Raw genomic sequence first — 25341 nt, forward strand, 5'->3', positions numbered from 1 at the left:
GACGCGAAGCGATGTGAGCCGATATCGTGCGGCGGTGATTCCGTCAGACGGGCTTCGAGGCAGATTACTTATACGCTTCCGATTATATCATAAACCCGGCCGTCTTTGATGACCTGCTGCGGCAAGCGGCAGGCCTCGATCTTTTCCAGCGGATTTTCTTTCAGCACCACCATATCCGCAAATTTCCCTTTTTCAATCGTCCCGATTTTATCCGCCATCTGCAGGATCCGGGCATTATTAATCGTGGCGCACCGCAATACGTCCTTGTTGCTGAAGCCTACGCGCGCCAGCATCTCCATTTCCCGCCAGAGAGTTCCGTGATACATGAACGGCACCCCCGAATCCGTGCCGCAGCCGATCAACACGCCCGCCTGCTTCATCTTTAAAAGATTTTCCGGCCCCCGAAGCAGAATATTAAAATATATTTCCGGGCGGGGTAAAAATACTCCCTTCGAATATAAATTTTCGCAGCCGACCTTTTGATAATTTTTCAGAGAGGCCATGTTGGCCTGATGAATCGACGGCTCAATATCATCGCTTCGTTGTGAATTCAGATATTGACGGCGGATGGCCATTTCACCGGCTATAAAGTCCGTACGATACTGCGGGGGGAGCGTCCTGTATGCTTCCTCGGCGGCCAGCATCTGCGCAATAATCATCGTGGGAACAATTGCGATTTTCTTTTGAGCCATTTTCAGGACTTCCTCATCGGAAAGCCGGGCATCCGCAATCGAATGTTCCATCGAATTGAGTCCGTAGCTGAGCGCGCGGTCAAAACCAAACTTTGTGTGAATGTGTCCGGCTGTCGGCAGATGATGCTCCCGGGCAAATTTCATAATCACGCCTAGATGCTCGTCGGAATAGACAGGAATATCCGAAAGCCCGCACATCAACGATTGATTATCCATGGTCAGCTTGATAAATGACGCACCGCCGCCGCTGTTTTGCTTCATCCTCTCTTCCAGTTCACGGGTATCTTTAAACCATAAACAGGGATTGCCGGTAAAAGCCATGGCAACACCTGAGAAGATCGAGATATCCGCAGGATCAATGTCCGGATGACCGCCCTGAATATTGGTAAATGCGTTACAATAGACGACCCGCGGTCCCGCGATATCGCCTTTAGCGATCATCGTGAGGCCATCCTGAAGCAGTTTGGGCATCGCCCCCATATCCCGGATGGTCGTCACACCGTGAGTGAATTGTTGAATGAAATTTCTTTTGAACTGCCGAAGCGTTGTGAAAACGCCGAAAACATTTAACTGTGATTCGCAGGTCAACGTGGCATGGCAATGAGCATCAATCAGTCCCGGCATCAGATATTGATTTTTCAGATCAAGGGACACTCCCCCTTGCTCCGGAGCCGGCAGCCCATCGGTTATCGCATCTATCGTGCCCCGGCGGACTACCACTGTTTTGTCCTTCTGAACAACACCCTGAACAACGTCGATGATATTACAATGGGTAAGATACAAAGCGTTGTTATCTGACGCTGCCGTTGGTTTATATGCGGGCAGTGTGTCACACAAAACGTCACAGGGAAAAGCAAAATACAGGCCGGTTGCTATTCCCGCCTTCAGAACTTGCCGTCTGTTCATTAAACCGGATTTATTTTTCTTTTCCACGATATCACGTTGCCTCTTTGTGTTTTTCTCGTGTTCATTGATTGCGTGGTTGCTATTGTATACTTATCTGGATACTTTTTGAAGTGTTCATTAACCTGAGAGACGTTCAAACCTTCCCCGCACTTATTGTATCAACATGAAAACTTAAGATCGTCCTTCCTGTTTCCGTGTTTAACGGACACGCCTGTACAATAAAAAGAGAGCTCTTCCCTTGGCAGGAAAGAGCTCTCTTGCTTAAAAAAATTTAAACTAGCTCCAGCTTTTCTCTTTTACCGCGTTTTGTCCGGCAACACGTCCGAATACCAGACAATCGATTGTGGCGCAGCTGCCGAGGCGCACTGCACCATGTACACCACCCGTGAGTTCTCCCGCCGCGTACAGTCCGGGGATAGGCTGATCCGTCATCACGTCCAGCGCCTGCGCTTGCGCATTAATATTGACGCCGCCCATGCAGTGATGAACTTTTGGCATCAGCCGCATGGCGTAGAAAGGCGCCGTCCCAATAGGTTTGGCGTCTTTCCAGAGATAGCGTCCCCAGGCTTCATCTTTGCCTTTGACCAGCGCTTCATTGTATTTATTGATTTCTTCCATCATGGGGCCGAAGGGAACGTTATAGGCCGCCGCCATTGCTTCCAGTGTATCGTACTTCTTGACGATGCCTCTTTCCATGAACTTGGGGATGGCGTCTTTCTGCAGCCGGGTGCCGTTTTCATCGCAAAAGGCAAGGCATTTATTGCCTGCCTTGAGAATGGCGTCGGCACGGACCTTGCGGTCAGCCAGTTCATTAACGAAACGTCGGCCGGTTTTGGTATCGATCCACAGACCGTATATTGCCGCGCAGCCCTGGCCGAAGAAGGCCGCGAGCCCGAAACCTTTTTCATCCGGGCTGCCCCAGGGCCCGAGTTGAATCCAAGAAAGCTGCAACGGAGTGCAGCCGATGCGCAGGGATTCGCGAAGCGCTTCGGAGGTTGCACCCGGCTGATTGGTTGTATCCACGTCAGCCGTCAGGCGGGGGTCCTGAATCGTCCGGAAATTAACGTCGGCGCCGAAGCCGCCTGTCGCCATGATGACCGCTTTCTTGGCTTTAATGTTCTTGATCTTTCCACTGTCTTTTTTCGGGAAAACATATTTATCACGAATTTGAACGCCTTTGACCCGCCCATCCGCATCACGATAAATCTGAGTTAGATAACTTTGTAATCTCGGCACCACGCCCAGACCTTTTAACTTGGCCAGTTGCGCCGTTACGATTGCCGATCCGCTCTGATTGTATGTACTGTACATCCGCGGAACGGAGTGTCCCCCTTCCTGACTGACCCGGTCCTTGTATTTGACGCCCAGATCGTCAATGGTCCACATCACTGTTTCCACCGATCGGTCAGCTACCATTTTGGCCAATTCGACATGGTTTAAGTTCAGCCCGGCTGTCAGCATGTCCTTGAGCAGGAGTTCCGGTGAATCTTTGATTCCCTGCTTAGCCTGCAGGGGCGAGCCTGCCGCCGCGACTACACCGCCATTAACAATCGAATTGCCGCCGGCCGTGCGCATTTTTTCTAAAACAACCACGGACGCCCCGGCTTTTTTTGCTTCTAAAGCTGCGGCCAGTGCGGCAAAACCACTGCCGACGATGACCACGTCATAGGTCTCGTCCCATTTCTTCGGGATGGCCGCCGCTTCGGCGGTCCAGGGCATCATGGTCATTCCGCCCGTGGCCAGTCCCGCGGCTGCGGCCGTGGCGCCTGCTGTTTTTAAAAAATTCCTTCTGGTTAATGCTTTTGAATCCTTTTCTTTTTCTGCCATAATATTCTCCTTTTTGATGTTGATTCGTTGTTAATCAATAAAGATCTGTCGGACGGCGCTTCAGAAAAAACTCCGTCTCTTCAATGCCGACCTTTTTCTGCCTTTCCTCTCTCCACCATTACGGTGCGGTCCAGAAGTCCGAACGGTTTAAGTCCTTCGAGAATGAGTGTGGCAGTATCGCTTCCCTGTATGGGAACAGATGCCGTATCCCAATCAAGGATCAAACTAAAGCCGCCCGGTTGTGCCTGGTGACAATACGCTACTGCCGATTTCAGCCCTTTCTTATCATGAACGGAATCGGCAATTTCCAGAAGCACGCTCATGACTTCTTTTTCCCTTCGTGGTTGAGTCCTCAACCTTATCTCTTCCAGCCATTTCATACTCTTAAAGCGAAGCATGCCGTATGCCATAAAAAATAACACCTTAAATCAATAGTTTAAAATAGTGCACTGGTGTTAATTATCACATATGACAAAAACAATTTGTCTTATGTGATAATTGTATGTAGAATGCCGTATACGACAATTGGGAAGAAAGATAAATGATGATTGATGAAAATGAATTTTTCCGGGATGTCTCTGTTCGAATTTGCGGGAGCCTGGAAATTGATAAAGCATTGCTTAAGTGCTTCGAATATGTAAGCCGCGTTTTGCCTGTAGATGAATTAATCATCACGATATATGACCCGGAAATAAAATGCATTAAGAATGTCGCGACAGTTGATTCGCAGGGCGCACATCTCACCTCGGAAGAAATCCCGCTCGCGCCTTTGCTGCCTCATGAGATTCAGGATACCGAACGGTTTCCGCGGATCAGGAAATTGGATAATGCCTTCAGTGATCCCATTATCCGCCGTTTAGCGGAAAGCCGGGGATGGCCGCCTTCTTCAGTGCTGGTCAATCGCCTGATGATAGAAGGGAAATATGTGGGATCTTTTCTTGCTGTTGTCCAGGGTGAGAGAAAATACAGCGATGAAGATTTAAGGGTATGGGCCCTGGTGAACGAGCCGGCAGCGATTGCACTTGCCAATCACTTACAGTATCGAGAAGTGATCAGAGTCAAGGACCTTCTCGCGGATGACAAACGTTATCTCCAGAATGAATTAAAGAGGGGAATCGGGGGGACACTGGTCGGGGCTGATTTCGGCCTGAGGGAGGTCATGGAGAAAGTGCACCGGGTCGCTCCTCTATTGAGTCCTGTGCTTCTTGTGGGAGAAACCGGCACAGGGAAGGAAGTTATCGCAAATGCCATTCATGAACTTTCGCATCGCAGTAACGGACCACTGATCAAAGTCAACTGCGGGGCCATTCCGGAGACGCTCATCGACAGCGAACTATTCGGACACGAAAAAGGAGCCTTTACGGGGGCGATTGCCCAAAAGCGCGGCCGTTTTGAGCGTGCTGACGGCGGTACGATATTTCTGGATGAGATTTCTGAACTTCCACAGCAGGTGCAGGTCCGCCTCCTGCGCGTGCTGCAGGAAAAGGAAATCGAGCGTGTCGGCGGCCAGGAAACCATTAAGGTCAATGTGCGGGTCATATCGGCCACGCACACGGATCTGCAAAGCCTGGTAAACTCGGGGCAGTTCCGGGAAGATCTCTATTTCCGTTTGAACATATTTCCGATAACCGTACCGCCGCTGCGTGAAAGAAAAAACGATATACCGCTCCTGGTTCATCATTTTATTCAAAAGAAAGCACAGGAGATGGCACTGTCCGACATTCCGGATCTCTCGCCGGGCGAAATAGATCGATTGATGCAATATGAATGGCCCGGCAATGTGCGTGAACTTGAAAATGCGGTGGAAAGAGCGATCATTTTATCCAAGAATAATTATCTGACGTTCGGCAATATTATCAACTGCAAAGCTCCGCTAAACAGACCGATCATGGAGGATATCCGGGAAACCGAGAGGCTCGATGTAATGGAAGCCCGCTACATTGAAGCCGTTCTGGATAGGGCAGGAGGCCGGGTCAATGGAGAAGGAGGCGCCGCTGAATTGCTCGGCATTAATCCAAGCACACTTCGGCACCGGATGAGAAAACTGGGGATCCCGTTCGGCCGGAAGTGAAAGCCGGGATGTCAGTTCAGATAATTGGCAAAGCAGCCTGGCATGAGCATTTCCGGCGCCGGCAATACATTGGAATGAGGGGCGCTGACAAAATCCGCGAAAATAAATTTCGTTTGATTGAATGATTTATTATTTTGCCAGTGTTCCCTCTGATACCCGTCTCGGTTTAGATCCGTTTGCTAGAGTGCGTGGCAAACCGTGCATTCCAATTTGGTCTTTTCGCCCTGGTGGACTTTGTGAATTTGCGTCGAAAACTTTGTTGCTTCAGTTCTGGAGGCATCAGGAGCATGGCAGGATAAGCAGGGAGCTCCTTTACCGGCATCCGGATGCTTTTTGGGCATGATGGTGCCGTAGTCCTTGTGACATGTAGCGCATGCATTGTCCTTCAATGGCGGTCCCCCGGCTTTAACAATTGTGACGTACATGGTGCATATCAATAAAAGCCCACAAGTATAAATAGCTAATTTTTTCCAAACATCCATAATATTTATTCTCCTTTGTTATTTTTCGGTTGTGAAGATAAAAGGGCTAAAGGAGACCGTACAACCTTTACCCTTCTTCGGTTTGTAATTGAGTTTATTCCGAGCCGATGATCGCGGCAGGACCCAGTGGTTCATCGGAGGCAATCGTCATGATAAGCCTGTTTGATTTTGGATCAATGATTTTGATCCCCCGTCCCGCATCAGCTACAAATATTTTATTTGTAGAGCCGACGATACCGGCCCTCAGGTGACAGGCATAGTCATGGTAGCCGGTATCAATTTCCGCAAGCAGCGTATCGGTTAATGGATCGATGACACTCACTGTACTCACACCGTTTGCGGCATAAACTTTTCCTCCGTATACAGCGAATGACTGAACATAAATCTCTCTGCCGGAAAGAATGATATTTCTAACGATGCGGTCTGATCGGGTGTCCAGAACGCCCGCGTTCCGGATGCCCCCGAGGTATATTTTCCCTTCACCGACGTTTTTAATTGCGATGGGGCCGTATGGGCTGATAGTGCTGAATTCAATTGCTTTGATGGGGGCGCCTGTTTTAAGATCCAGAACCGAAATGATTCCCGGCCTAGCCAAGCCTCCGGGAAATGGAAGGTAAATTTTGTCATTGGCGATTTCCATGGTCAGAGGATTATTCAGAGGCATCTGGCCGGGGGGGGTAAAGGATATGGAGCGTACAATCTTCAGGCTATCGGGATCGATCTCCTGTATGGTATTGCCATAACGGTTCACCATATAAACCCGTCCTTTGTATTCAAGCAGCCCTGAAGGAGTCAAGTCCGTTTTAATCGTAGCCACTACGGCATCGGAACGGGAATCGATTACTTTAAGCTCGTTTTGTCCCGCCTTTGAAATTTCAGCGCCGGGAACCGTCATGAAAATGCGATTGCCTACCGCGATGACGTCATTTGCATTAGGCGGCAGTACTTGTGCCAGAGCTGACGGGGTATAGATATCAATGGATTTGATCAGTTGATGACTGGCCAGATTATAAACCAGCAATTTGGATCCATCCTGGGTTGAAATATAGGCTTTTGCGCCTTGGGCATAACATGTCGAGGTAGCGGAAAGAATTCCGGCCATCAAAAAGAAGAGAATAAAAGTGATTTTAATGAAACGGGTGTTGCAGTTGCACTTCTCCATGATAACCTCCATTCGCTGGTGGAGCGCCAAAAATATCCGGCGCATTGGTTTGGGGAAAAGCTGAACATCAGATGAACGACCAACAACACATACTCTAAATGGATAAATATCCATGCATAAAAAATAGTTAGAATTAAATGTTTGTCAAGAGCAATTTATTTCAGAAAACATTAATTTTGTAATTCAAGAAACGATAAACTTTTATATTCAACAGGAGATAGCGATTTTTACCCTTTGTTCTGAAGTCTGTATCCGTCAGCAAATATTTAAATATAATATTAATTATCATAATAACTATACTAGCTTAGTGGCATGGAATTACGATAAAGAAAAAGAATCATGCTATTTATTAAAAAATTGACGGAAAACACACTTGACAATTTCATGCGAGCTCCTATTTTTTTAATATTAAGTATATTTCTTTGTCTCCGCAGCGATTTAGTGTTGGTTTTAAGAGTTAAACATTGTCACTGAACCGAATGTCGTCTGCGCCGCTGAGAGTTTACGTTGATTCATTGTTTCGGCTACTACAGTCAGGAATCTGCTCCGGATGCCGAAAACTGTTCACGAGACTATTACGAAGTGCAGAGTTTCAAGGGGGTGCGATGCAAAGAATATTTCTGTGGTTTGTCTTTTGTTTCATCTTGGTTCTTACTTGCTGGATTGTCGTTCCTTCGCAAGGAACGAGCGCAGGAAAAGGTGGCAGGTCTGAGACCTGCAAAATGTGCCATCAGGGACACTACAGCACCTATATCAATTCTCCTCATGCAAAAATGGCCATCCGTAAAAGTCCGGCAAATGCCGAAGGATGCGAATCCTGTCATGGAGACGGTAAATCCCACATTCAGAAGGGCGGCGGCGGTGGTGTCGATATTTTCATTTTCAGAGATAAAAAAAATGACGGGGCGGCAAAATCAGCAAAATGTCTCGATTGCCATGCCGAGTCAAGAACCCTCACCCATTGGGACATGGGCGCCCATAAGGCTGCCGGTATCTCCTGCGACAACTGCCATACGGTTCATTCGGGGAAAAAAATGAATCTGAAAACGCCTCAGCCGGAATTGTGTATTTCCTGCCATCGGAGTATTCGCGGTCAGATTGCCAAGCAATCGCATCATCCCATTAAAGAAGGCAAAATAAAATGCACAGATTGTCATGATCATCACGGCGGTTTCGGGGAGAAATCCATCAAAGGCGGCTCCGGCAACGAACTATGCTACAAATGTCATGCTGAAAAGCGCGGTCCTTTCATGTGGGAGCATCCTCCTGTTGAAGAAAACTGCAAAACCTGCCACACCGTGCATGGGAGTAATCATGGGAAACTCCTGAACAACCGCGTACCTCAACTTTGTCAGAGTTGCCATGATGCAACGCAGCATCCGGGAAATATCTATACAAACTTCTTTAATTTTGGGGGCGCGTCGCAGTCCAACAGGATGTTTGCCCGTTCTTGCCTGAATTGTCATTCGGAAGTCCACGGTAGTACCGGTCCTTCGACGCGCGGTAAAACCCTGGTCAGATAGGAGGTGATCCATGAAAGGAATCAAATCAATCATAACGATTATGGTGATCCTGGGAGCCTGGGGGACCGCCTTCTGTGAAGAGGGGAAATTATCCGGGGACATAACGGTGACGGGAGTCGTTCGGGAAGGAAAAGACAACAGTGCCAAGTTCAACGAATACCGTGACATCCGGGACGGCGTCTATGGAAGCATCAACTTGAAGTACGACATGCCAAAACAATATATCTTATTCGAATCTAATGATATTGGTTACAATACCCAGAGTTATATGCTCGAGGGCGGCAGGTGGGATATGTTTCGCTTGAATATTAACTATGAAGAGATTCCCCATAACTTTACCTACGATGCCAGAAGTCTCTATTCAGGTGTGGGTACAAATTCCCTGACTTACGCCGGGGCAACACCAGTGACCAATCCGGCCACCTGGAACACGTTTGACTATACGGTCAGACGGAAAAATATGGGTGCCGGTCTCAAATTTGATTACCTCAATCCTTTTTATATCGATGTCAATGTGGATCAACAGAGGAAATCCGGTGTATATCCGCTGGGCGTAGCCGGGACCTCCCCTGGCGGAATCGCCATCGAGCTGCCCGTAAACATTAATTATACGACTGACAATATTAAGGTGGAAACGGGTTATTCAAGCAAGCCTCTGTTCTTATCCGTAAATTATTTATACAGTCGCTTTGAAAGTGGTGACGGACTTCAGTATTTCCGTAATCCCGCCACCGCAAATACGGCATCAGCAACGGATACGCTGTTTCTCCCGCCGGAGAATAACTACAGTAAGTTCGGTTTTCAGGGAGGGGTAGCGCTCCCGTTCAACAGCAAGTTCAGCATAGATCTCTCCTCGGCACGTGCCCGTTCCTCCGCGAAGCTGGCCAACAGCTATGTTGCGAATGTTGCCGGCGGGCTGACCGGGATCACCTTGAGCAGTCAATATTTCAACGGCAACGTCTACACGGACCAGTTGAATCTTGCTTTGACGTTCAATCCGAAACCTTTCTTAAATGCCAAAATATTTTACAAGTATTATAGTAAAGACAACAAATCCGACGTCATTACCACTACCGATGGTGCGACGGTGCTCAACAACCATCTCTTTGATTACCGTAAGAACATCTATGGTATTGAAGCCGGCTTGAAATTGCCCGCCCAGTTTCGGGTTAATGCCGCCTACCGTTTCACCAAGACGGAACGTGCCCGTGAGGATTTACCGAAAAATCGGGACAACCTTATCGATCTGGGGTTGAAATGGAGCGGCCTGAAATTCATGAATGCAAAGGTGGGCTACGAATTTCTAGATCGCGCGGCGGAGTTTGACATTCCGATGACCCCGGTTGTGTCTCTGGAACCGTGGGTTCGGAGGTTTGATGCCTCAGCCCAAAATAGAAACACATACAAAGCGTCTGTCGAATTCTATCCGCTCGATACATTAAGCATGAATATCGGGTATAAATATAAGCATAGTAACTATAAAGATACAATTCTGGGCTTGAATGACATTAAGGCCCAGGAGGTTAATGCGGATATTGACTGGCAGATTCACAAACGTGTGCGGCTCTTCGGCTATTTTGATTTCGAGCAACGCACGCTGAACCAATTCCAGAGGCAAACAACCGTTAACAATAGTCCTGATACCGCGCCTACGGCTACATCATTTAACTGGACCTCTGAGGCGCAGGAAAATACATACGGGTATGGCGTCGGAACCGACATTTCCATCATCATGGATAAATTAACTCTGAATCTGTCCCACAATTCCGTCAAATCCGATGGAACTGTTGATTACACCTATCTGGGAGCGGTGGCTTTACCTGCCGGACGGACGCAGGATACTATTGACCTCAATGCCTGGGACAATTATCATCTCGACAATTTTATTGTTAAGACAACCTATCAGATTACGAAAATGGTGGCCGTGACGGGAGCCTATGCCTTTGAATCATTCTCATACGGTGATTCCCAGTACAATAACTATCTTTATGTGGCAGGCACTACGCGTATGACGGGGGCATATGCAGAGCAATCCTATCGGACCCATGTTGTGTTTCTTAGTGTCAACGTGAAATTCTAACCGTGGATGCCCGGTGGTGATCCTATTGCAGCCGGGCTCCAACTGCATTTGTTTTGGCAATTATCATTCTTAAAGTTCGCAGTGCAATCAGGAGATTAATGCTGTCCCCGATGATCAATGATTTAATTATCCAAATATTGCTCTTGGGACCCGGCTGTGATCTTGATATCCTTTCCTTACAGATACTTTCTGAAAAAACGCCTCGGCCCTGTCTCTCGCGACTGACGCAACGTCGATGTCATGTTAGCCTGCCATAAAATAACTCGTTACAGTAGCTTCCTGAGTACCACATAACTCCATGCGGATGTTTGTATGGTCTTATATTTCTTAATTTCTGTGTCAAACAAAACGCTGCTATCCAACCAACACAAAATTTAGGGATATCCCCTTACCTGCGGTTCCCTTGACAACCGGAAAATGATAACCATATATAAGATCGCAGTGCTCAGATATAAAATCGTTATATCAAATAAAAATCAATAATATATAGCAGGAGGCCCTATGGCAGGAAAGAAGAAGACCCATCAGTTTAAAACAGAAGTTCAGCAACTCATGAATATTATCATCAACTCTCTGTATTCGCACCGGGAGATTTTTTTGCGGGAACTTGTTTCCAACGCATCGGACGCCCTCGACAAGCTGCGATTCAAGGCGCAGACGGAGTCTCACATTATGGGTACAGATACGGAACTGAAAATCAGGATTACCCGGAATAAGGAAAAAAATATCCTCGAAGTATCGGATAATGGAATCGGCATGACCTATGATGAGGTGGTGGAAAATATCGGAACTATCGCCAAGAGCGGGACGGCGGGATTTCTGGAGGCCATGGGCGAAGTAAAGAATCAGGGGACGGTCACGCCGGAGCTGATCGGTCAATTCGGCGTTGGCTTTTACAGCGCCTTCATCGTTGCCGAAAAGGTTACGCTGACGACGCGTGCTGCGGGAAGCGAAAAGGGATGCCGGTGGGAATCATCCGGAGACGGGTCCTATACCATCGAAGAATTCGATAAGGAAACCCGAGGGACAACTATCACTCTGCAACTGAAAAAGGTGGATGCGGATGATCAGGATTTCACCGATGAGTGGACCATTCGCGGCATTATCAAGCGGCACTCGGACTTTGTTGGTTATCCTGTCGTCATGGATGTGGAAAAAACGGAACCGGTCATAAACGCAGACGGCAAACCTGAGGAGGGCAAGACTCAAAAGGTCATCCGGGAAGAGACACTCAACTCCATGAAGGCGATCTGGACAAAGGAGAAAAATGAGGTTACCGAAGAGGAGCACAACGAATTCTACCAGCACGTCAGCCATGACTGGAACCCGCCCTTGGCACATCTCCACCTGAAGCTCGAAGGGACGACGGAATACAGCGCGCTTTTGTACATCCCATCCAGAGCTCCCTTTGATCTTTTCTCCCATGAGCAAAAACACGGGATACAGCTCTATTCCAAGCGGGTCTTCATTATGGAAAACTGCAAGGAATTGATGCCCCAGTACCTTGCCTTCATTAAGGGCGTTGTTGATGCCCCGGACCTCAATCTCAACGTCAGTCGCGAGATCCTTCAGCAGGATGCTCTTGTCCGGAATATCAAAAAGAACCTGGTCAAGAAGGTGCTGGAACTTTTGGCAGGGCTCGATCAGGAAAAGTACGAGACTTTCTACAAAGAATTTGCCCATATCTTTAAAGCGGGGATATCCCAGGATTTCGATAACAAAGAGAAGATTGCTGCCTTGATGCGCTACAAGACAACCAAATCCGACGGGAAATGGGTTTCACTTGCAGACTATGTTGCCCGAATGAATCCGGACCAGAAAGACATTTACTACATTACCGGTGACAATCTGAGTACCCTTATCAACAGTCCCCACCTCGAACAACTGAAGGAAAAAGATATTGAAGTCCTTCTCATGACGGATCCCATCGACGAGTGGGTCATTCGTGACCTTCATGAATTTGAGAAAAAGACCTTCAAGAGCGCAGAGAAGGGTGATCTTGATCTGGACAAAACAGATGATAAGAAAAAAGAGGAATACAGCAGTCTGTTTGAATTCATCAAGTCGACTCTGGGTGAAAAGGTGAAGGATGTCAAACTTTCCACCCATCTGAAGAATTCCATAGCCTGTCTATCGGGTGATGCCTACGATATGAGCGCTTACATGGAGAAAATACTCAAAGCCAGCGGCCAGGAAGTGCCGCCCAGTAAACGGGTTCTGGAACTGAACATGGATCATCCCCTTCTTGTGAAGATTAAGGGAATCTATGAGAAGAACAAAGAGGCCGATGTCCTGAGAGACTACACGGCGTTTCTGTACGATATGGCGGTTATCTCAGAGGGAGGGAAGCTCGATGATCCGGCAAAATTCAACAAAATGATCGGCAGTTTGACGGCTGGAGCCATTGATTAACAATCTTAAATTAAACACCCGATGGAGCGAGTCGTATTGACTCGCTCCATTAAAGAGTGGATATTCAGGCCGTTCCCTTTAAGCCTTTGACTTGAATTCTGAAACACCTTTTGATAAACTCTCCATAGTTGTCGAATTAATGAGCCGGTACTACCGTCCCCTAATTTAACTCACTGACTTATTCTGCATTGGAATTAAATATCCCGTAAGGAAAAGCCCTTGATCGATCAGGAAAAAACAAAGGAACAACTTATCGAAGAATTACATCGCCTTCGTGAACGCTATGCAGATCGGGAACGTATTGAAGAGCAGGTGTCACAAAGTGACCTGCTCCGGGAAAGTGAGGCCCGTTATCGCGCTGTTATCGAAAATATTTCCGAGCCTTATGCCGAGCATGATCTGGCCGGCAACATTACTTATTTTAACGATGCCTACTTGAAGGAGACGGGTTACAGTCGTAAGGAGTTGCAGGGGCTCAGTTACCGGAGCTACATCGAGCGGAAGAATTTGGAGCGGGCCTACCGGATTTATAACGAAGTTTATAAAACAGGCATTCCGGCCAAGAGTTCAGAGTTGGAATCAATCAATAAAGACGGAAAGAAAAATCAATATGAATTAACGGTTAGCCTGATCCGGGGTATTCAGGGAAAACCCATTGGATTTAGAACACTTTTCCACAATATTACCGAGCGCAGAAATGCTGAAGATGCCATCCGCAGTATTCAGGAGCGATTGGAATTAGTGTTGGCCGGGGCGGAACTGGGTCTTTACGATATTAACAGCAAGACAGGAGTGTCCTATGTCGATGACCGCTATCTGGATATGCTGGGTTATCAAAGAGAAGACTTTCTTGCCTTTAACATAGAAACCTGGATGAAAATAATCCATCCTGATGACCTGAATAATATCAGGGAAAAAGTTCGGGAAATTATGTCAGGCAATCGCCAATTAGTCGAAATGGAATATCGTCTGCGCCACAAGTCGGGTGAATGGATCTGGGTTCTGGGGCGCGGGCGGGTGGTCAGCTGGGATGAAAAGGGAAAGCCGTTAAGGTTTACAGGCACACAGTTGAACATTACGGATCGTAAAAGGGTGCAGGAAGCGCTGCGCCTTAGCGAGGAACGTTTGCGTCTGGTCACGGACAATATGAAAGACATTATTGTCATGACCGACCGGGATTTCAAAATTGTTTATATCAGCCCGTCTGTATTTAGCGTTATGGGATATGATCCAAAAGAAAGGGACGGTGAATCCCTGATGGATTTTATTCATCCGGAAGACCTCCCTGCCATTGAAACCGGTTTGAGAACTTCCATCGCAACATTTTCTCCAGGTAAGATTGAGTGTCGCTATAAACATGCTCGAGGTGAGTATATATGGCTGGAAGCAACAGGGGCCTATATGCTGGATCAACAAAGGAATTTTCTTGGGGCGGTTTTCGGTATACGCGATATCACGGTGAGAAAAAAAATAGAAGAAAATCTGCAGAAGACCCTTGATGAGCTTGAAACCCGTGTCAAGGAACGCACATTCGAGTTGCAGGAAATCAATACGACCTTGCGCGTACTTTTAAAGAACCGGGATGAAGATCAGAAAAACCTTCAAGAGTCCCTGCAGTCCAACATTCATCAACTGGTAATACCTTTTGTACAAAGGTTGCGAACGGCACAAACTAATGAGCAAAAACTGGAATATCTGAATGTGCTTGAAACCAATCTGAATAATATCGCTTCACCCTTCATTAACAGACTGTCCATCTCCTACAAGAACCTTTCTCCGAGAGAGCTGCAGGTTGCCGCTCTGATCAAGCAGGGGAAAAGTTCCAAAGATATTGCAGATATCTTTAATCTCTCGGTCGGGACGGTTAATTCTTACAGAAACAGTATTCGTGAGAAATTAAACATCATCTCTACGGATACCAATCTTCGTTCCTACTTGCTTGCACTGACTTAAATCTTACCTGTAATATAGGAGTACATACTACAATACACATATAGATTATATGTATTGACCATTTCTGTTTATCTGTTATCTATACCCGTTAATTATGAATGGCGTCTATTAAAAGCAATATTCATCAAATTTCAGGAGGGAACATATGTATCAGTTAACGAAACCGGACAATGTAGTTGAAATACTTGAAAAATCAGTTGCAAAATTTCCGGAGAGGCCTTTTCTCGGAACGAAAAATAAGGCATTAAAACAGTATGAATGGATATCCTATGCTGACTTTGGAAAACGCGTGGATAACGTCAGAAGTGGTTTGAGTCAACTGGGAGTTCAAAAGGATGATGCCGTTGGTGTTATCTGCAACAACAGCACGGACTGGGCTGTCTGCTTTTTTGCCAATAGCGGATTGGGTGCCCGATTTGTTCCCATGTATGAAGCCGAACTGATGCAGGTTTGGAAATATATTATCAATGACGCTAAGGTTAAAGTTCTTTTTATCAGCAAAAAAGCAATATATGACAAAATAAAAGATGCCATCTCCTCCATACCTTCCTTACAGAAAGTGATCATTATGGAAGGCGACGGACCGGATACCTTGGCGGATCTGGAAAAAAAGGGCGCAGCTAAACCCGTTAAAAGTATTTATCCTGCTCAATCAGACATATGCATCCTGATTTACACATCCGGTACGACTGGCGACCCCAAGGGCGTGCTTCTTTCTCAGGGCAACATTACAAGCAATGCTCATGCTACATCAGCCGCTTTCCCGGAAATCAACCATCTGGACGGATGTCTGAATATCCTGCCCTGGGCGCACGTTTTCGGACTTGGGGAACTTATTGCATACTGCCTGATGGGCGGGTCCATCGGTCTTGCAGAAAGCGCAGCATCCATCGGGGAAGACTTACTTCTGGTTAAACCGACATTCATGACCGCCGTTCCCAGAGTCTTCAACAAGGTCTATGATGGATTAATAACGAAGATGAATGAAGAAGGCGGGTTGGCCAAGACATTATTTTTCATGGGCGTAGAGAGCGGCAAGAAAAAACATGAGCTGGCGGCACAGGGTAAATCCAGTGCTATGGTAAATCTGAAGTTTAAGATTGCCGATGCGGTTGTTTTTGAGAAAATTCGCCAGAAACTGGGCGGCAGATTAAAAGGCGTTATGACAGGAAGCGCCGCCATGAATCCGGAAATATCCCGCTTCTTCTGGGATATGGGAGTGCCTCTTTATGACGCTTACGGATTGACGGAGACCTCGCCCGGTGCAACAATGAACTGCCCGACAAAATATAAGATAGGCAGCGTGGGTCCTTTCATGGGAATGAGCACCATCAAGATCGACAAGTCGGTTGTCGGACCGGATGCAACGGATGGAGAAATTATCATTTACGGACCCAACGTCATGCAGGGATATCACAATAAGCCGGAAGCCACAAAGGCCGTCATGACTCCGGATGGCGGATTCCGGACGGGCGACCGCGGACGTCTTGACGAGGAGGGTTTTCTCTTTATTACCGGACGACTCAAGGAACAGTTCAAACTCGAAAATGGTAAGTATGTATTCCCTGTAGCCATTGAAGAAGATATTAAGCTGAATCATTATATTGAAAATGCCATGATCTACGGGGAGGGCCGTGAATTCAATGTCGCTCTGATCATCCCGGATTTTGCGGCACTGGATAAATGGGCGGCAAAAAATAACCTGCCTAAGGACCGCGCAGAGCTGCTGAAAAAGGATGAGACAAAGAAATTCCTCGAGAGTGAAATAATCAATCAATTAAAGGGAACCTATGGAAGTTATGAAATCCCGAGAAAATTCATATTTATTTCCGAGCCTTTTTCACTGGAAAACGGGATGCTGACGCAGACCATGAAGCTGAAGAGACGTGTTGTATTTGAAAAATATCAGGGTCAGATTGATGCATTGTACAAAAGGTAATATGAAATAGTTTTCAATTTCCGATTTCAATCATTTCCGATACCATATTATAATTCTGTTCATAAAAAAACCTCACCGTCTTCCGGCGGTGAGGTTTCTTATATCAGGGAGAAGGGAACTAATTTCTTCCTCAATCAACGCCTCACAGCAAGCTGATGGTATATAAAATAAACATGTTTCTTTCGCAGCAAGCCGCCGCGTATTAGCGCTCTTCCCGCAACAGGCGGGATTAAAACGGGTGAACAGATATTCCAGAGGTTTCCTTCCATCCGTTTTTCGCTGTGTCATGGATGCTGGCCTATTGCGTTTACGGCGAATGTGGACAAAATCAGATTAATCATGTAATGCTTTTTTTACTATCTTTTACATGTAGGGAAATATTGAAAATGGATATCATACAGGCTGTTGTTCTGGGATTGGTGCAGGGATTGGGAGAATTTCTACCGATATCGAGTTCGGCGCATCTGGTGCTGGTGCCCTGGTTAATGAAATGGGTCGATCCCGGACTGACTTTTGATATTGCCCTGCATGTCGGCACGCTGATTGCCGTTGTTCTTTATTTCTGGAAAGACTGGCTGAAGCTTTTAAGCAAAGGTATCACGCAGCCGAAGGAGAGGGAAGGGAAGTTGTTCTGGTACCTGGTGCTGGCCACAATCCCCGGTGCTGCTATCGGTTTTCTGCTGGAAAATATTGCCGAGACGATCTTCCGCAATCCTGTATTGATTGCCTGCATGTTGATTCTGCTTGGGATTATTCTCTTCTTTGTGGACCGCAAAGGAACGAAACAAATCGATGTGGAACATATTACCCTCAGGACCAGTTTTCTGATTGGCCTTTCGCAGGCTTTGGCCATTATTCCCGGTGTGTCGCGTTCCGGTATTACCATGACCACGGCACTGGCGCTGGGGATGACAAGGGAAGGCGCGGCGCGTTTTTCATTTTTGCTTTCCGCACCTATTATTCTCGGTGCGGCGCTGGTTAAAGTTCCGACATTGATTGCCAATCCGGCCATAATTGATGCGAGTTTCCTCACCGGCATGGTCGTGGCATGCATCGCCGGCCTGGCCAGTATCGGCTTCCTGCTACGCTATATACAGACAAAAACATTTCTGCCGTTTGTGATCTATCGCTTCGCTCTGGGCGCGGTAGTCATTGCGGTTGCTGTTATCAGGTACGCAGCCTAAAATCCGTTCGGAAAAATCGGCATAAAATTATTCATCATCGTTTGCGGGCATATACCAGGTATCAAAATCAAGGATATCTTCCTCATCCACAGGCATAAACCATTTCTGGGCAATGAATGTCGGGATGATGGCGCTGGCGACTACAGCGCCGACCAGTATGGAATACTGTGTCTGATTGATGATGCCTGCCTGCAAACCGAACAGGCTCGAAATCGTGCCGAAGGTCAGGCCGGTGCTCATGAGCAGTGTGGTGTACATGCTACCGCCCGAAATATATTTTTTTGCTAGAAAATAAACACCGATAAATTTGGCGATAATCTTCACGGCAAACAGTGCCGCAAAAAGTCCCAGCGAAGCAATAATCATCGTTGCGGAGATTTTCATTCCACCGACAATAAAAAAAATCGGTGTGATAAATGCGTAGGCTACTGTTCGCAGACGGTTCAGAACAACCCGGGTTTTCTTCTTTTCATCAAAATGTTTGGACATGATAAGGCCCAGTATAAACGCGGGCAGGATTGCCTGGCCGCCGCCCAACTGAGCAAAAAAGATAAAAATCAGCAGAACAAGAAAAATGAACTTGATTTCCGGCTCAATCACTTTATTAAAATATATCGGATGATTCAGAATATACGGAGAAAACCGGTCAACAAATAAGATGATCAGGATAGATCCCACATAAAAAACCAGGGTGAACAGGGTCGGCTGAATGAACATGATGCTGAGTGCCAGCGCTGTGCCCATATCCGTGACAAACGTGGCGGCCATGAGCAGTTTGCCGATTTGTGTTTTCGTCAGCCCCGTTTCCACCAGGACGGAGTAAACAACGGCCAGTGATGTAGTGGATAAAGCAATTCCTGCAATGAGCGAAGGTTTATACCCCCATCCGGCAAAATAATAAGTGAACAAAAAGGCGGCGACGAAGGGCGCAAGGAATGAGAAAAATCCAATCAGGAAACTTTCCTTGAACTTTTCCTTAAACAGTTTTGTGTCGATTTCCGTTCCGGCCAGATAGGTGAGGATAATGCCGCCGAACTGGGCGATGTAGAGCATCCATTCTTCGGTATGCAACCCCAGGTTTCCGGCAATGGCTCCCAGCGCGATTTCAATAATGGCTACTGAAAGCCCCAGGCGAAGTGAAATGATGCTGGCCAGAAATACGAGTAAACCGACGACTAAAGGTATGTAATCCCCTTTCATGCAATAACACTCCTTATTGAAAAAATAGGCAGGAGTTATCAGCAGCAAAGGCGGTTAAAGGTGAACCCCATCACCCGCGCGACGAAGATCTTCATCTTGAAGGCATGATTACTTAATCAATAAATATTTTATTGTCAATTGTGAATTAATGAAATGCGGATATAAAACACAGGAAGAACAATTCGATTCTGCATAAAAAAACCCTTCTGCCGGGGCAGAAGGGTTTTCTGAATCAACTGGTTTAATATCGGATGTATTATCGATATTCTGATACGTTTTTCGGTCTGGTGAACAGCAGGGCAATAATAAAACCGATTGCCAGACATCCGGCCGCCGTATAAAGCGACTGTTCTTTGTTGAATTCGGCGAACACAAAGCCACCCACAACACCGGCCGCGCCCCAGGCCGTCAGCAGGAAGCCGTAAACCTTGCCGATGTAAGTTGGACCAAAGGAGTCGGCCGCAAAAGACGGCATAACGGCAAAACCACCGCCCAGACAAGCAAGAAGATAGCATGCGATGATGGTGAAGATGAGTACGCTTGAGACCTGAGGCAGAAGAATATAAAGAATCGCCTGGGTCAGAAACATGGTCATATAAGTGCCTTTACGGCCTATTTTATCGGAAACAGCCGCCCAGAAAAGACGCCCCAGACCATTGAAAATAGAAGCCGTAGCCAGAACGCTGCCGCCCATGATTGCCAGTTTTGCCGGATCATCAATGCCCTGCGCGAGTTTAATAACTTCCTGTGCCATGGGGGATAGTTTGGACAAAAGTCCCATGCCCGCTGTAACGTTTAAGAAAAGCATGCACCAGAGCATGTACCACTGACGGGTTTTCTTTGCTTCGGCCCAGCCGAAGGAATCTGCTGCGCTGACCGTTGTTGCCGAAGGCTTAAAGCCTTTGGGAAGCCAGCCGGCAGGCGGGTTTTTCAGAGTTAGAGCCGCCCCGCCGCAGAAAATCAGATAAACGATACCCAGAATAAAGAATGCGTTGGCAACGCCGACATTGTTGATGAGGCCGGGAATGATCATGCCGATAAAGAAGGCGCCGAAGCCAAATCCCATAACGGCCAGGCCCGTGATTAAACCGCGTTTGTCCGGGAACCAGCGGATCAGAGTTGCAATCGGGACAACATAAGTCAAACCGTTGCCGATGCCTGCGACGACGCCGTAACCGATCAACAGAAACCAGAAGCTTCCCATGTGCAGAGCGATGCCGCCCAGTAAAACGCCGATTCCATATAAACAAGCGCCCAGCGTGGCGACAAATTTGGGGCCTTTCTTATCCACCAGCATGCCGCCGAATGCAGCGGAAATACCGATGGTGCCGATAATCAGCATGAAAACACGCGATACCATCTTTACTTCCCAACCATGCAATGCCGCAATGGGTTTAACAAATACCGACCAGGCGTAAACCGTGCCCAGTACCAGCATCATGACAACGCCAGCCGCGGCGAGCCCCCATCGCTTACTTTCCAAATTTTCATTAGCCATATTTAATTCCTCCCTTGCCTTTCCTGAAAAAGGCGTAAAATGTATTTAGTGACACTTTAAGAAAACATCCGGATGGGCTGGTTTTTTCATCGTGTCGAGCTCATCAAAATAAACATGCACCTTATACATAAAGAATATGCCCCATGCAAGGGGCATATTCTTTTTTTATTTATGTTATTTTTACCATATGCAAGAGTATTCAGTCTATCACGCAGCTTCGAGCTTCACAGCGCAGACTTTATACTCGGGGATTTTGCCTGTCGGGTCAAGTGACGGATTGGTCAGCAGATTGACAGGTGCATTTGCGAAATGGAAGTTCATGAAAATTGATCCGGGCGCGCTTTTTGTCGTGATGCGGGCTTTGGCTTGAACATCTCCGCGTCTTGACGTTACTTTGACCATTTGGCCATCGGAAAGGCCCAGCTTTTCAGCATCCACAGGATTAATCTCAACCAGGCTTTCGGGACAGCGCTCTGAGGGACCCTGTGAGCGCGACGTCATCGTGCCTGTGTGGTAATGATAAAGGACGCGCCCTGTTGAAAGCAGGAACGGATAATCTTTATCCGGCAGTTCGTTGGGTGGTATGAATTCAATGGCGGTAAACAGACCAAGTCCCCGTGAGAATTTATCCTTGTGCAAGAATTTTGTGCCCTTGTGGTCAGGAGTGGGGCATGGCCATTGCAGACCTTCCTTCTCAAGGCGTTGATAAGAGATGCCTGCATAACTGGGCGTAACGGTCGTTACTTCATTAAAAATTTCCTGGGCGGATGCATAGTGCATCGGATAACCCATTTTGTTGGAGATGCCGCAAATGACTTCCCAATCCGTTTTAGTCTCACCGGGCGCTTCAATCGCTTTGCGCACGCGCTGGACGCGGCGCTCGGTATTGGTGAAGGTACCATCTTTTTCAGCAAAACTTGTTACCGGCAGTACGACATCGGCGATTTGCGCCGTTTCAGTCATAAAGATGTCTTGAACAATCATTAAATCAAGTTTTCCAAGTTCTTTTTTGACATGATGAAGATCCGGATCGGAAAGCAGCGGATTTTCTCCCATGATGTAAAGCGCCTTGATCTTGCCCGAGCCCGCCGCCGCCATAATTTCCATCAGTGTCAGTCCCAGTTTCCCGGAAAGATTTGCACCCCAGGTCGCTTCAAATTTTTTGCGGCTATCTTCATTGGCGACCTGCTGGTAGGCCGGAAAAACATTGGGTAGAGCGCCCATATCGCATGCGCCCTGAACATTATTCTGTCCGCGCAGCGGATTGACGCCGCCGCCTTCAATACCGACATTGCCGCAAAGCATGGACAGGTTGGCGGTGCTCTTTACATTATCCGTGCCGCTGATGTGCTGGGTAATGCCCATTGCATAAATGATACTGGCGCGGTTGGCATTGGCATACATCCGGGCGGCCTTCTTTAAATCTTCCGCAGGTACGCCGGAAATCTTTTCAACATAGTCCGGCGTATATTTTGCCACAAGCGTTTTCAGGGCATCGAATCCTTCCGTCCGCTTATCTACATATTCTTTGGCATAGAGATCTTCTGCGATAATCACGTTCATCAGTCCGTTGAATACTGCCACATCCGTTCCCGGATTTTGCCGGAGCCAGATGTCGGCGTATTTGACTAAATCAATTTCCCTCGGGTCGATGACGATCAGCTTGGTACCGTGCCGCTTGATAGCCCTTTTGATTTTCATGCCGATAATGGGGTGGTTTTCGGTGGTATTGGTCCCCGTGGCCAGAATTAAATCGGTGTATTCCAGTTCATCAATCGAATTGGTCATTGCTCCACTGCCGAATGTGGCGGCCAGACCGGCCACCGTTACGGAGTGTCAGAGACGGGCGCAGTGATCGACATTGTTGGTGCCGACAACCGCGCGCATGAATTTCTGGAAAAGGTAATTTTCTTCGTTGGTGCATCGTGCGGAAGAGAGGCCGGCGATGCTGTCCGGGCCTTTCGCTTTTATGATTGTTGCCAATTTATCAGCGATAAATGTAAAAGCCTCATCCCACGTAGCTTCCTTGAAGTCTCCGCCTTTCTTAGCACGGATAAGGGGTTTTTTCAGACGGTCGGGATGGGACACGAAATCCATGCCGAAGCGCCCCTTAACACAAAGGCTGCCATCATTGGGCTGTCCATGTTCGCGATTGCCCGAGACTTTAACGATTTTATTGTCTTTGGTATAAAGATCCATCTGACAGCCAACGCCGCAGTATGTGCAGGTGGTGCGAACTTTATTCAATTCCCAGGGACGGCCGGCGAATTTCGCCTGCTTGAACGTGATGGCGCCGGTCGGGCAGACCTGAAGGCACTCACCGCAGAAGACACAGGCGGAATCGATATAGTCCGCGTCAAAGGCCGGGCCGACTTTTGCGTAGGAACCGCGATTGGCGAAATCAAGGACTTCATTGACCTGTATTTCATTGCAAGCGCGAATACAACGGCCGCAAAGGACGCACTTGTTCAGATCGCGATGAATCATGGTATTGCTGTTGTCCGGTGCAAAACCGGGAGGTTCGATATTAAAACGGGGTTTATCAATTTGCAGCCAGTAAACAAGATTTTGTAATTCGCATTGTCCGTTTTGTTCACAGGTCAGACAATTATGATCACCGGATGACCATAATAATTCAACGATCATCTTCTGGGCGGCACGAACCGACGGCGTGTTGGTGCGAACAACCATACCCGGCGTGATCGGCATACAGCAGGAGGCGACAAGGCTTCGAGCATTTTCCACTTCCACAACGCAAACACGGCAGGCACCGACATTGGTAGTGTTTTGATAATGGCAGAGGGTCGGTATAAAAATACCTGCTTCTCTGGCGCAGTCCAGAATAGTTTGACCGGGAGTTGCCGAAACTTCTTGTCCATCAATGGTTACTGCAATTTTATTTTCCATTCTCTTCTCCAATCTTATCAAGATAAATAGTCGATACGATTCATAAAAACTCATGAGAGTTATATTATTAATAACTTGATGACTTATAGTCGTAATCTGTCGAATTGTCAATTATGTCAATTATGACCGTGATGTTTATCAGGAAGAACAGGCATCGGGAGAGACTGTTGTTGCAAAAGAGATAGAAGGTATTATATTACAAGCTCAAATGGTTAAAAAAGGAGTATTTATGGCATTGGGGAAAAGAAACGATTCTTACAGGGAAAATGTTGAAAATATCAGTAAGTTGTCTTTCGCGGTGGGAGTTTATCGGCCGCCCAGTGAGGGAGGGAGTTCTTCTCTATTATTGAGGATTACTGAAAATTGCCCCTGGAATAAATGCACATTCTGCGAAATGTATAAAGGGCATCCTTTCGTTTATAGAGCCGTTGCGGACATCAAGGCGGATATCGATACGGTAAAAGTAATGGTCGATGAAATCCGGGAAGTCGCCAGAAAGGTTGGTCAGGACGGCCGGATTAATAGAGAAGTGCTTCGATCTCTTTTGAGTGTCAATCCATACCTGAACGAGAACCATTGCTTTTCTAACGTATTCAGCTGGCTTTATTACGGTGGGAAGACGGCATTTTTGCAGGACGCTAACAGTATGATTATGCGTCCGCCGGAATTCATCGATGTATTGCAGCACTTGAGAAAAACGTTAAACACCCTGACACGGGTGACATCGTATACCCGATCCAAGACACTGGCACAAAGAAAACTTGAAGAATTGATTGCAATCCGGGAGGCAGGACTCGACCGTATTCATGTGGGCCTGGAAACAGGAGATGACGAGCTGTTGACAATTGTCAGAAAAGGTGTAACCAGCGCCGAACAGATAGAAGGTGGCAAAAAAGCAATGGCTGCCGGATTCCAACTTTCCGAATACTGGATGCCGGATCTGGGCGGCCGCGAGCGATGGCGCCAGCATGCGGAAAATACGGCGCGGGTGTTGAACGAAATCAACCCGAACTATATCCGCTCACGTCCCTTTGTGCCCAGGCAGGGTACGGAAATATTCGAGGACTACGAACAGGGGCGCCTGCATATTTCTTCGCCTCATGAAAGGCTTCAGGAATTGCAGGTGATGATTGAAAACCTCAATGTGACTTCAAAGGTTTGTTTTGATCATAACATGAATTCCTGGACAAACAAAAATGGCGGTTTACTTTTTTCTCTGGATTATGAGGGCTACAAATTTCCGGAAGAAAAGCAGCTTGTGCTGGAATTGATCCGGGAAGGACTGACAGTAGATGAATCACGGCATATTGATATTAAAGAACTTATCGCCATGGGATCATTGTAGATTCCATATCATTTCATGAGGATGACCATTTTACCGGACAATTCAGCATGAAGATGCATTTTAGCGTGTTTCATTCTAATATTGCCGAATGAGAATAATCAGTCTTGTGCTATAGGAATTCAGATGATTATTTTTGAAGAGAAGTCATGGCCGCATTTCC

16 protein-coding genes are annotated in these 25341 nt (G+C 47.2%); 8 read left to right on the forward strand and 8 right to left on the reverse strand.

Annotation, left to right across the window (positions count from 1 at the left end):
* Positions 1–68: 68 nt before the first annotated feature.
* The 3 genes from CVU71_01290 to CVU71_01300 form a co-directional block, all read right to left on the reverse strand.
* The gene (locus CVU71_01290) at positions 69–1625 is read right to left on the reverse strand and encodes a hypothetical protein (protein PKN20454.1); all 1557 of its coding nucleotides are present in this window, start codon (positions 1623–1625) and stop codon (positions 69–71) included.
* A gap of 249 nt (positions 1626–1874) precedes the next feature.
* Entirely contained in the window at positions 1875–3425 is a 1551-nt protein-coding gene (locus CVU71_01295) for a flavocytochrome c (protein PKN20455.1), read from the reverse strand.
* Between the two features lie 80 nt (positions 3426–3505).
* Entirely contained in the window at positions 3506–3835 is a 330-nt protein-coding gene (locus tag CVU71_01300; protein PKN20456.1) for a hypothetical protein, read from the reverse strand.
* A 131-nt stretch (positions 3836–3966) separates the two neighbouring features.
* Here CVU71_01300 and CVU71_01305 point away from each other — a divergent pair, with 131 nt between their 5' ends.
* A complete protein-coding gene (locus CVU71_01305) occupies positions 3967–5496 on the forward strand; it encodes a Fis family transcriptional regulator (GenBank protein ID PKN20457.1) in 1530 nt (509 codons plus the stop codon).
* Positions 5497–5675: 179 nt separating this feature from the next.
* Here CVU71_01305 and CVU71_01310 read toward each other — a convergent pair whose 3' ends face one another.
* The gene (locus CVU71_01310; protein ID PKN20458.1) at positions 5676–5978 is read right to left on the reverse strand and encodes a hypothetical protein; all 303 of its coding nucleotides are present in this window, start codon (positions 5976–5978) and stop codon (positions 5676–5678) included.
* A gap of 94 nt (positions 5979–6072) precedes the next feature.
* Complete coding sequence (locus tag CVU71_01315) at positions 6073–7140, reverse strand: hypothetical protein (GenBank protein ID PKN20459.1); 1068 nt, start codon at positions 7138–7140, stop codon at positions 6073–6075.
* A 479-nt stretch (positions 7141–7619) separates the two neighbouring features.
* Here CVU71_01315 and CVU71_01320 point away from each other — a divergent pair, with 479 nt between their 5' ends.
* The 6 genes from CVU71_01320 (at position 7620) to CVU71_01345 (ending at position 18231) form a co-directional block, all read left to right on the forward strand.
* Positions 7620–8663: a cytochrome C gene (locus CVU71_01320; protein PKN20460.1), complete on the forward strand. Its 1044-nt coding sequence runs from the start codon at positions 7620–7622 to the stop codon at positions 8661–8663.
* Positions 8664–8673: 10 nt separating this feature from the next.
* Positions 8674–10743 carry a hypothetical protein gene (locus CVU71_01325; protein ID PKN20461.1) on the forward strand — a complete coding sequence of 690 codons (2070 nt, stop codon included), beginning with the start codon at positions 8674–8676 and terminating at the stop codon, positions 10741–10743.
* Positions 10744–11244: 501 nt separating this feature from the next.
* Positions 11245–13155, forward strand: coding sequence for a molecular chaperone HtpG (locus CVU71_01330; GenBank protein PKN20462.1), 1911 nt, complete (start codon positions 11245–11247; stop codon positions 13153–13155).
* 219 nt (positions 13156–13374) lie between these two features.
* Entirely contained in the window at positions 13375–15108 is a 1734-nt protein-coding gene (locus CVU71_01335; protein ID PKN20463.1) for a hypothetical protein, read from the forward strand.
* A gap of 145 nt (positions 15109–15253) precedes the next feature.
* A complete protein-coding gene (locus CVU71_01340) occupies positions 15254–17047 on the forward strand; it encodes a long-chain fatty acid--CoA ligase (protein ID PKN20464.1) in 1794 nt (597 codons plus the stop codon).
* Between the two features lie 386 nt (positions 17048–17433).
* Positions 17434–18231 (forward strand): UDP-diphosphatase, encoded by a 798-nt coding sequence (locus CVU71_01345; protein ID PKN20465.1) that lies wholly within the window; start codon positions 17434–17436, stop codon positions 18229–18231.
* 27 nt (positions 18232–18258) lie between these two features.
* Here the strand turns inward: CVU71_01345 and CVU71_01350 are convergent, their stop codons facing one another.
* The 3 genes from CVU71_01350 to CVU71_01360 all read right to left on the reverse strand — a co-directional run bounded on the left by CVU71_01350 (position 18259) and on the right by CVU71_01360 (position 23836).
* Positions 18259–19431, reverse strand: coding sequence for a cation:proton antiporter (locus tag CVU71_01350; GenBank protein PKN20466.1), 1173 nt, complete (start codon positions 19429–19431; stop codon positions 18259–18261).
* Positions 19432–19687: 256 nt separating this feature from the next.
* Positions 19688–20929: an oxalate:formate antiporter gene (locus CVU71_01355; protein ID PKN20467.1), complete on the reverse strand. Its 1242-nt coding sequence runs from the start codon at positions 20927–20929 to the stop codon at positions 19688–19690.
* A 207-nt stretch (positions 20930–21136) separates the two neighbouring features.
* Entirely contained in the window at positions 21137–23836 is a 2700-nt protein-coding gene (locus CVU71_01360) for a formate dehydrogenase subunit alpha (protein ID PKN20468.1), read from the reverse strand.
* A 229-nt stretch (positions 23837–24065) separates the two neighbouring features.
* On the opposite strand from CVU71_01360, the gene CVU71_01365 reads away from it, so the two are divergent.
* On the forward strand, positions 24066–25181 hold the full coding sequence (locus CVU71_01365) for a radical SAM protein (protein ID PKN20469.1): 1116 nt from the start codon (positions 24066–24068) through the stop codon (positions 25179–25181).
* Positions 25182–25341: the final 160 nt, after the last annotated feature.

The organism is Deltaproteobacteria bacterium HGW-Deltaproteobacteria-6 (genome assembly GCA_002840435.1).
GTDB lineage: Bacteria > Desulfobacterota > Syntrophia > Syntrophales > Smithellaceae > UBA8904.

Bases quoted from the DNA above. Each gene is read 5' to 3' on its own strand.
- CVU71_01295 (PKN20455.1), bottom strand. From the start codon at position 3,425: ATGGCAGAAAAAGAAAAGGATTCAAAAGCATTAACCAGAAGGAATTTT.
- CVU71_01300 (PKN20456.1), bottom strand. From the start codon at position 3,835: ATGGCATACGGCATGCTTCGCTTTAAGAGTATGAAATGGCTGGAAGAG.
- CVU71_01305 (PKN20457.1), top strand. From the start codon at position 3,967: ATGATGATTGATGAAAATGAATTTTTCCGGGATGTCTCTGTTCGAATT.
- CVU71_01310 (PKN20458.1), bottom strand. From the start codon at position 5,978: ATGGATGTTTGGAAAAAATTAGCTATTTATACTTGTGGGCTTTTATTG.
- CVU71_01315 (PKN20459.1), bottom strand. From the start codon at position 7,140: ATGGAGAAGTGCAACTGCAACACCCGTTTCATTAAAATCACTTTTATT.
- CVU71_01320 (PKN20460.1), top strand. From the start codon at position 7,620: ATGTCGTCTGCGCCGCTGAGAGTTTACGTTGATTCATTGTTTCGGCTA.
- CVU71_01325 (PKN20461.1), top strand. From the start codon at position 8,674: ATGAAAGGAATCAAATCAATCATAACGATTATGGTGATCCTGGGAGCC.
- CVU71_01330 (PKN20462.1), top strand. From the start codon at position 11,245: ATGGCAGGAAAGAAGAAGACCCATCAGTTTAAAACAGAAGTTCAGCAA.
- CVU71_01340 (PKN20464.1), top strand. From the start codon at position 15,254: ATGTATCAGTTAACGAAACCGGACAATGTAGTTGAAATACTTGAAAAA.
- CVU71_01345 (PKN20465.1), top strand. From the start codon at position 17,434: ATGGATATCATACAGGCTGTTGTTCTGGGATTGGTGCAGGGATTGGGA.
- CVU71_01350 (PKN20466.1), bottom strand. From the start codon at position 19,431: ATGAAAGGGGATTACATACCTTTAGTCGTCGGTTTACTCGTATTTCTG.
- CVU71_01355 (PKN20467.1), bottom strand. From the start codon at position 20,929: ATGGCTAATGAAAATTTGGAAAGTAAGCGATGGGGGCTCGCCGCGGCT.
- CVU71_01365 (PKN20469.1), top strand. From the start codon at position 24,066: ATGGCATTGGGGAAAAGAAACGATTCTTACAGGGAAAATGTTGAAAAT.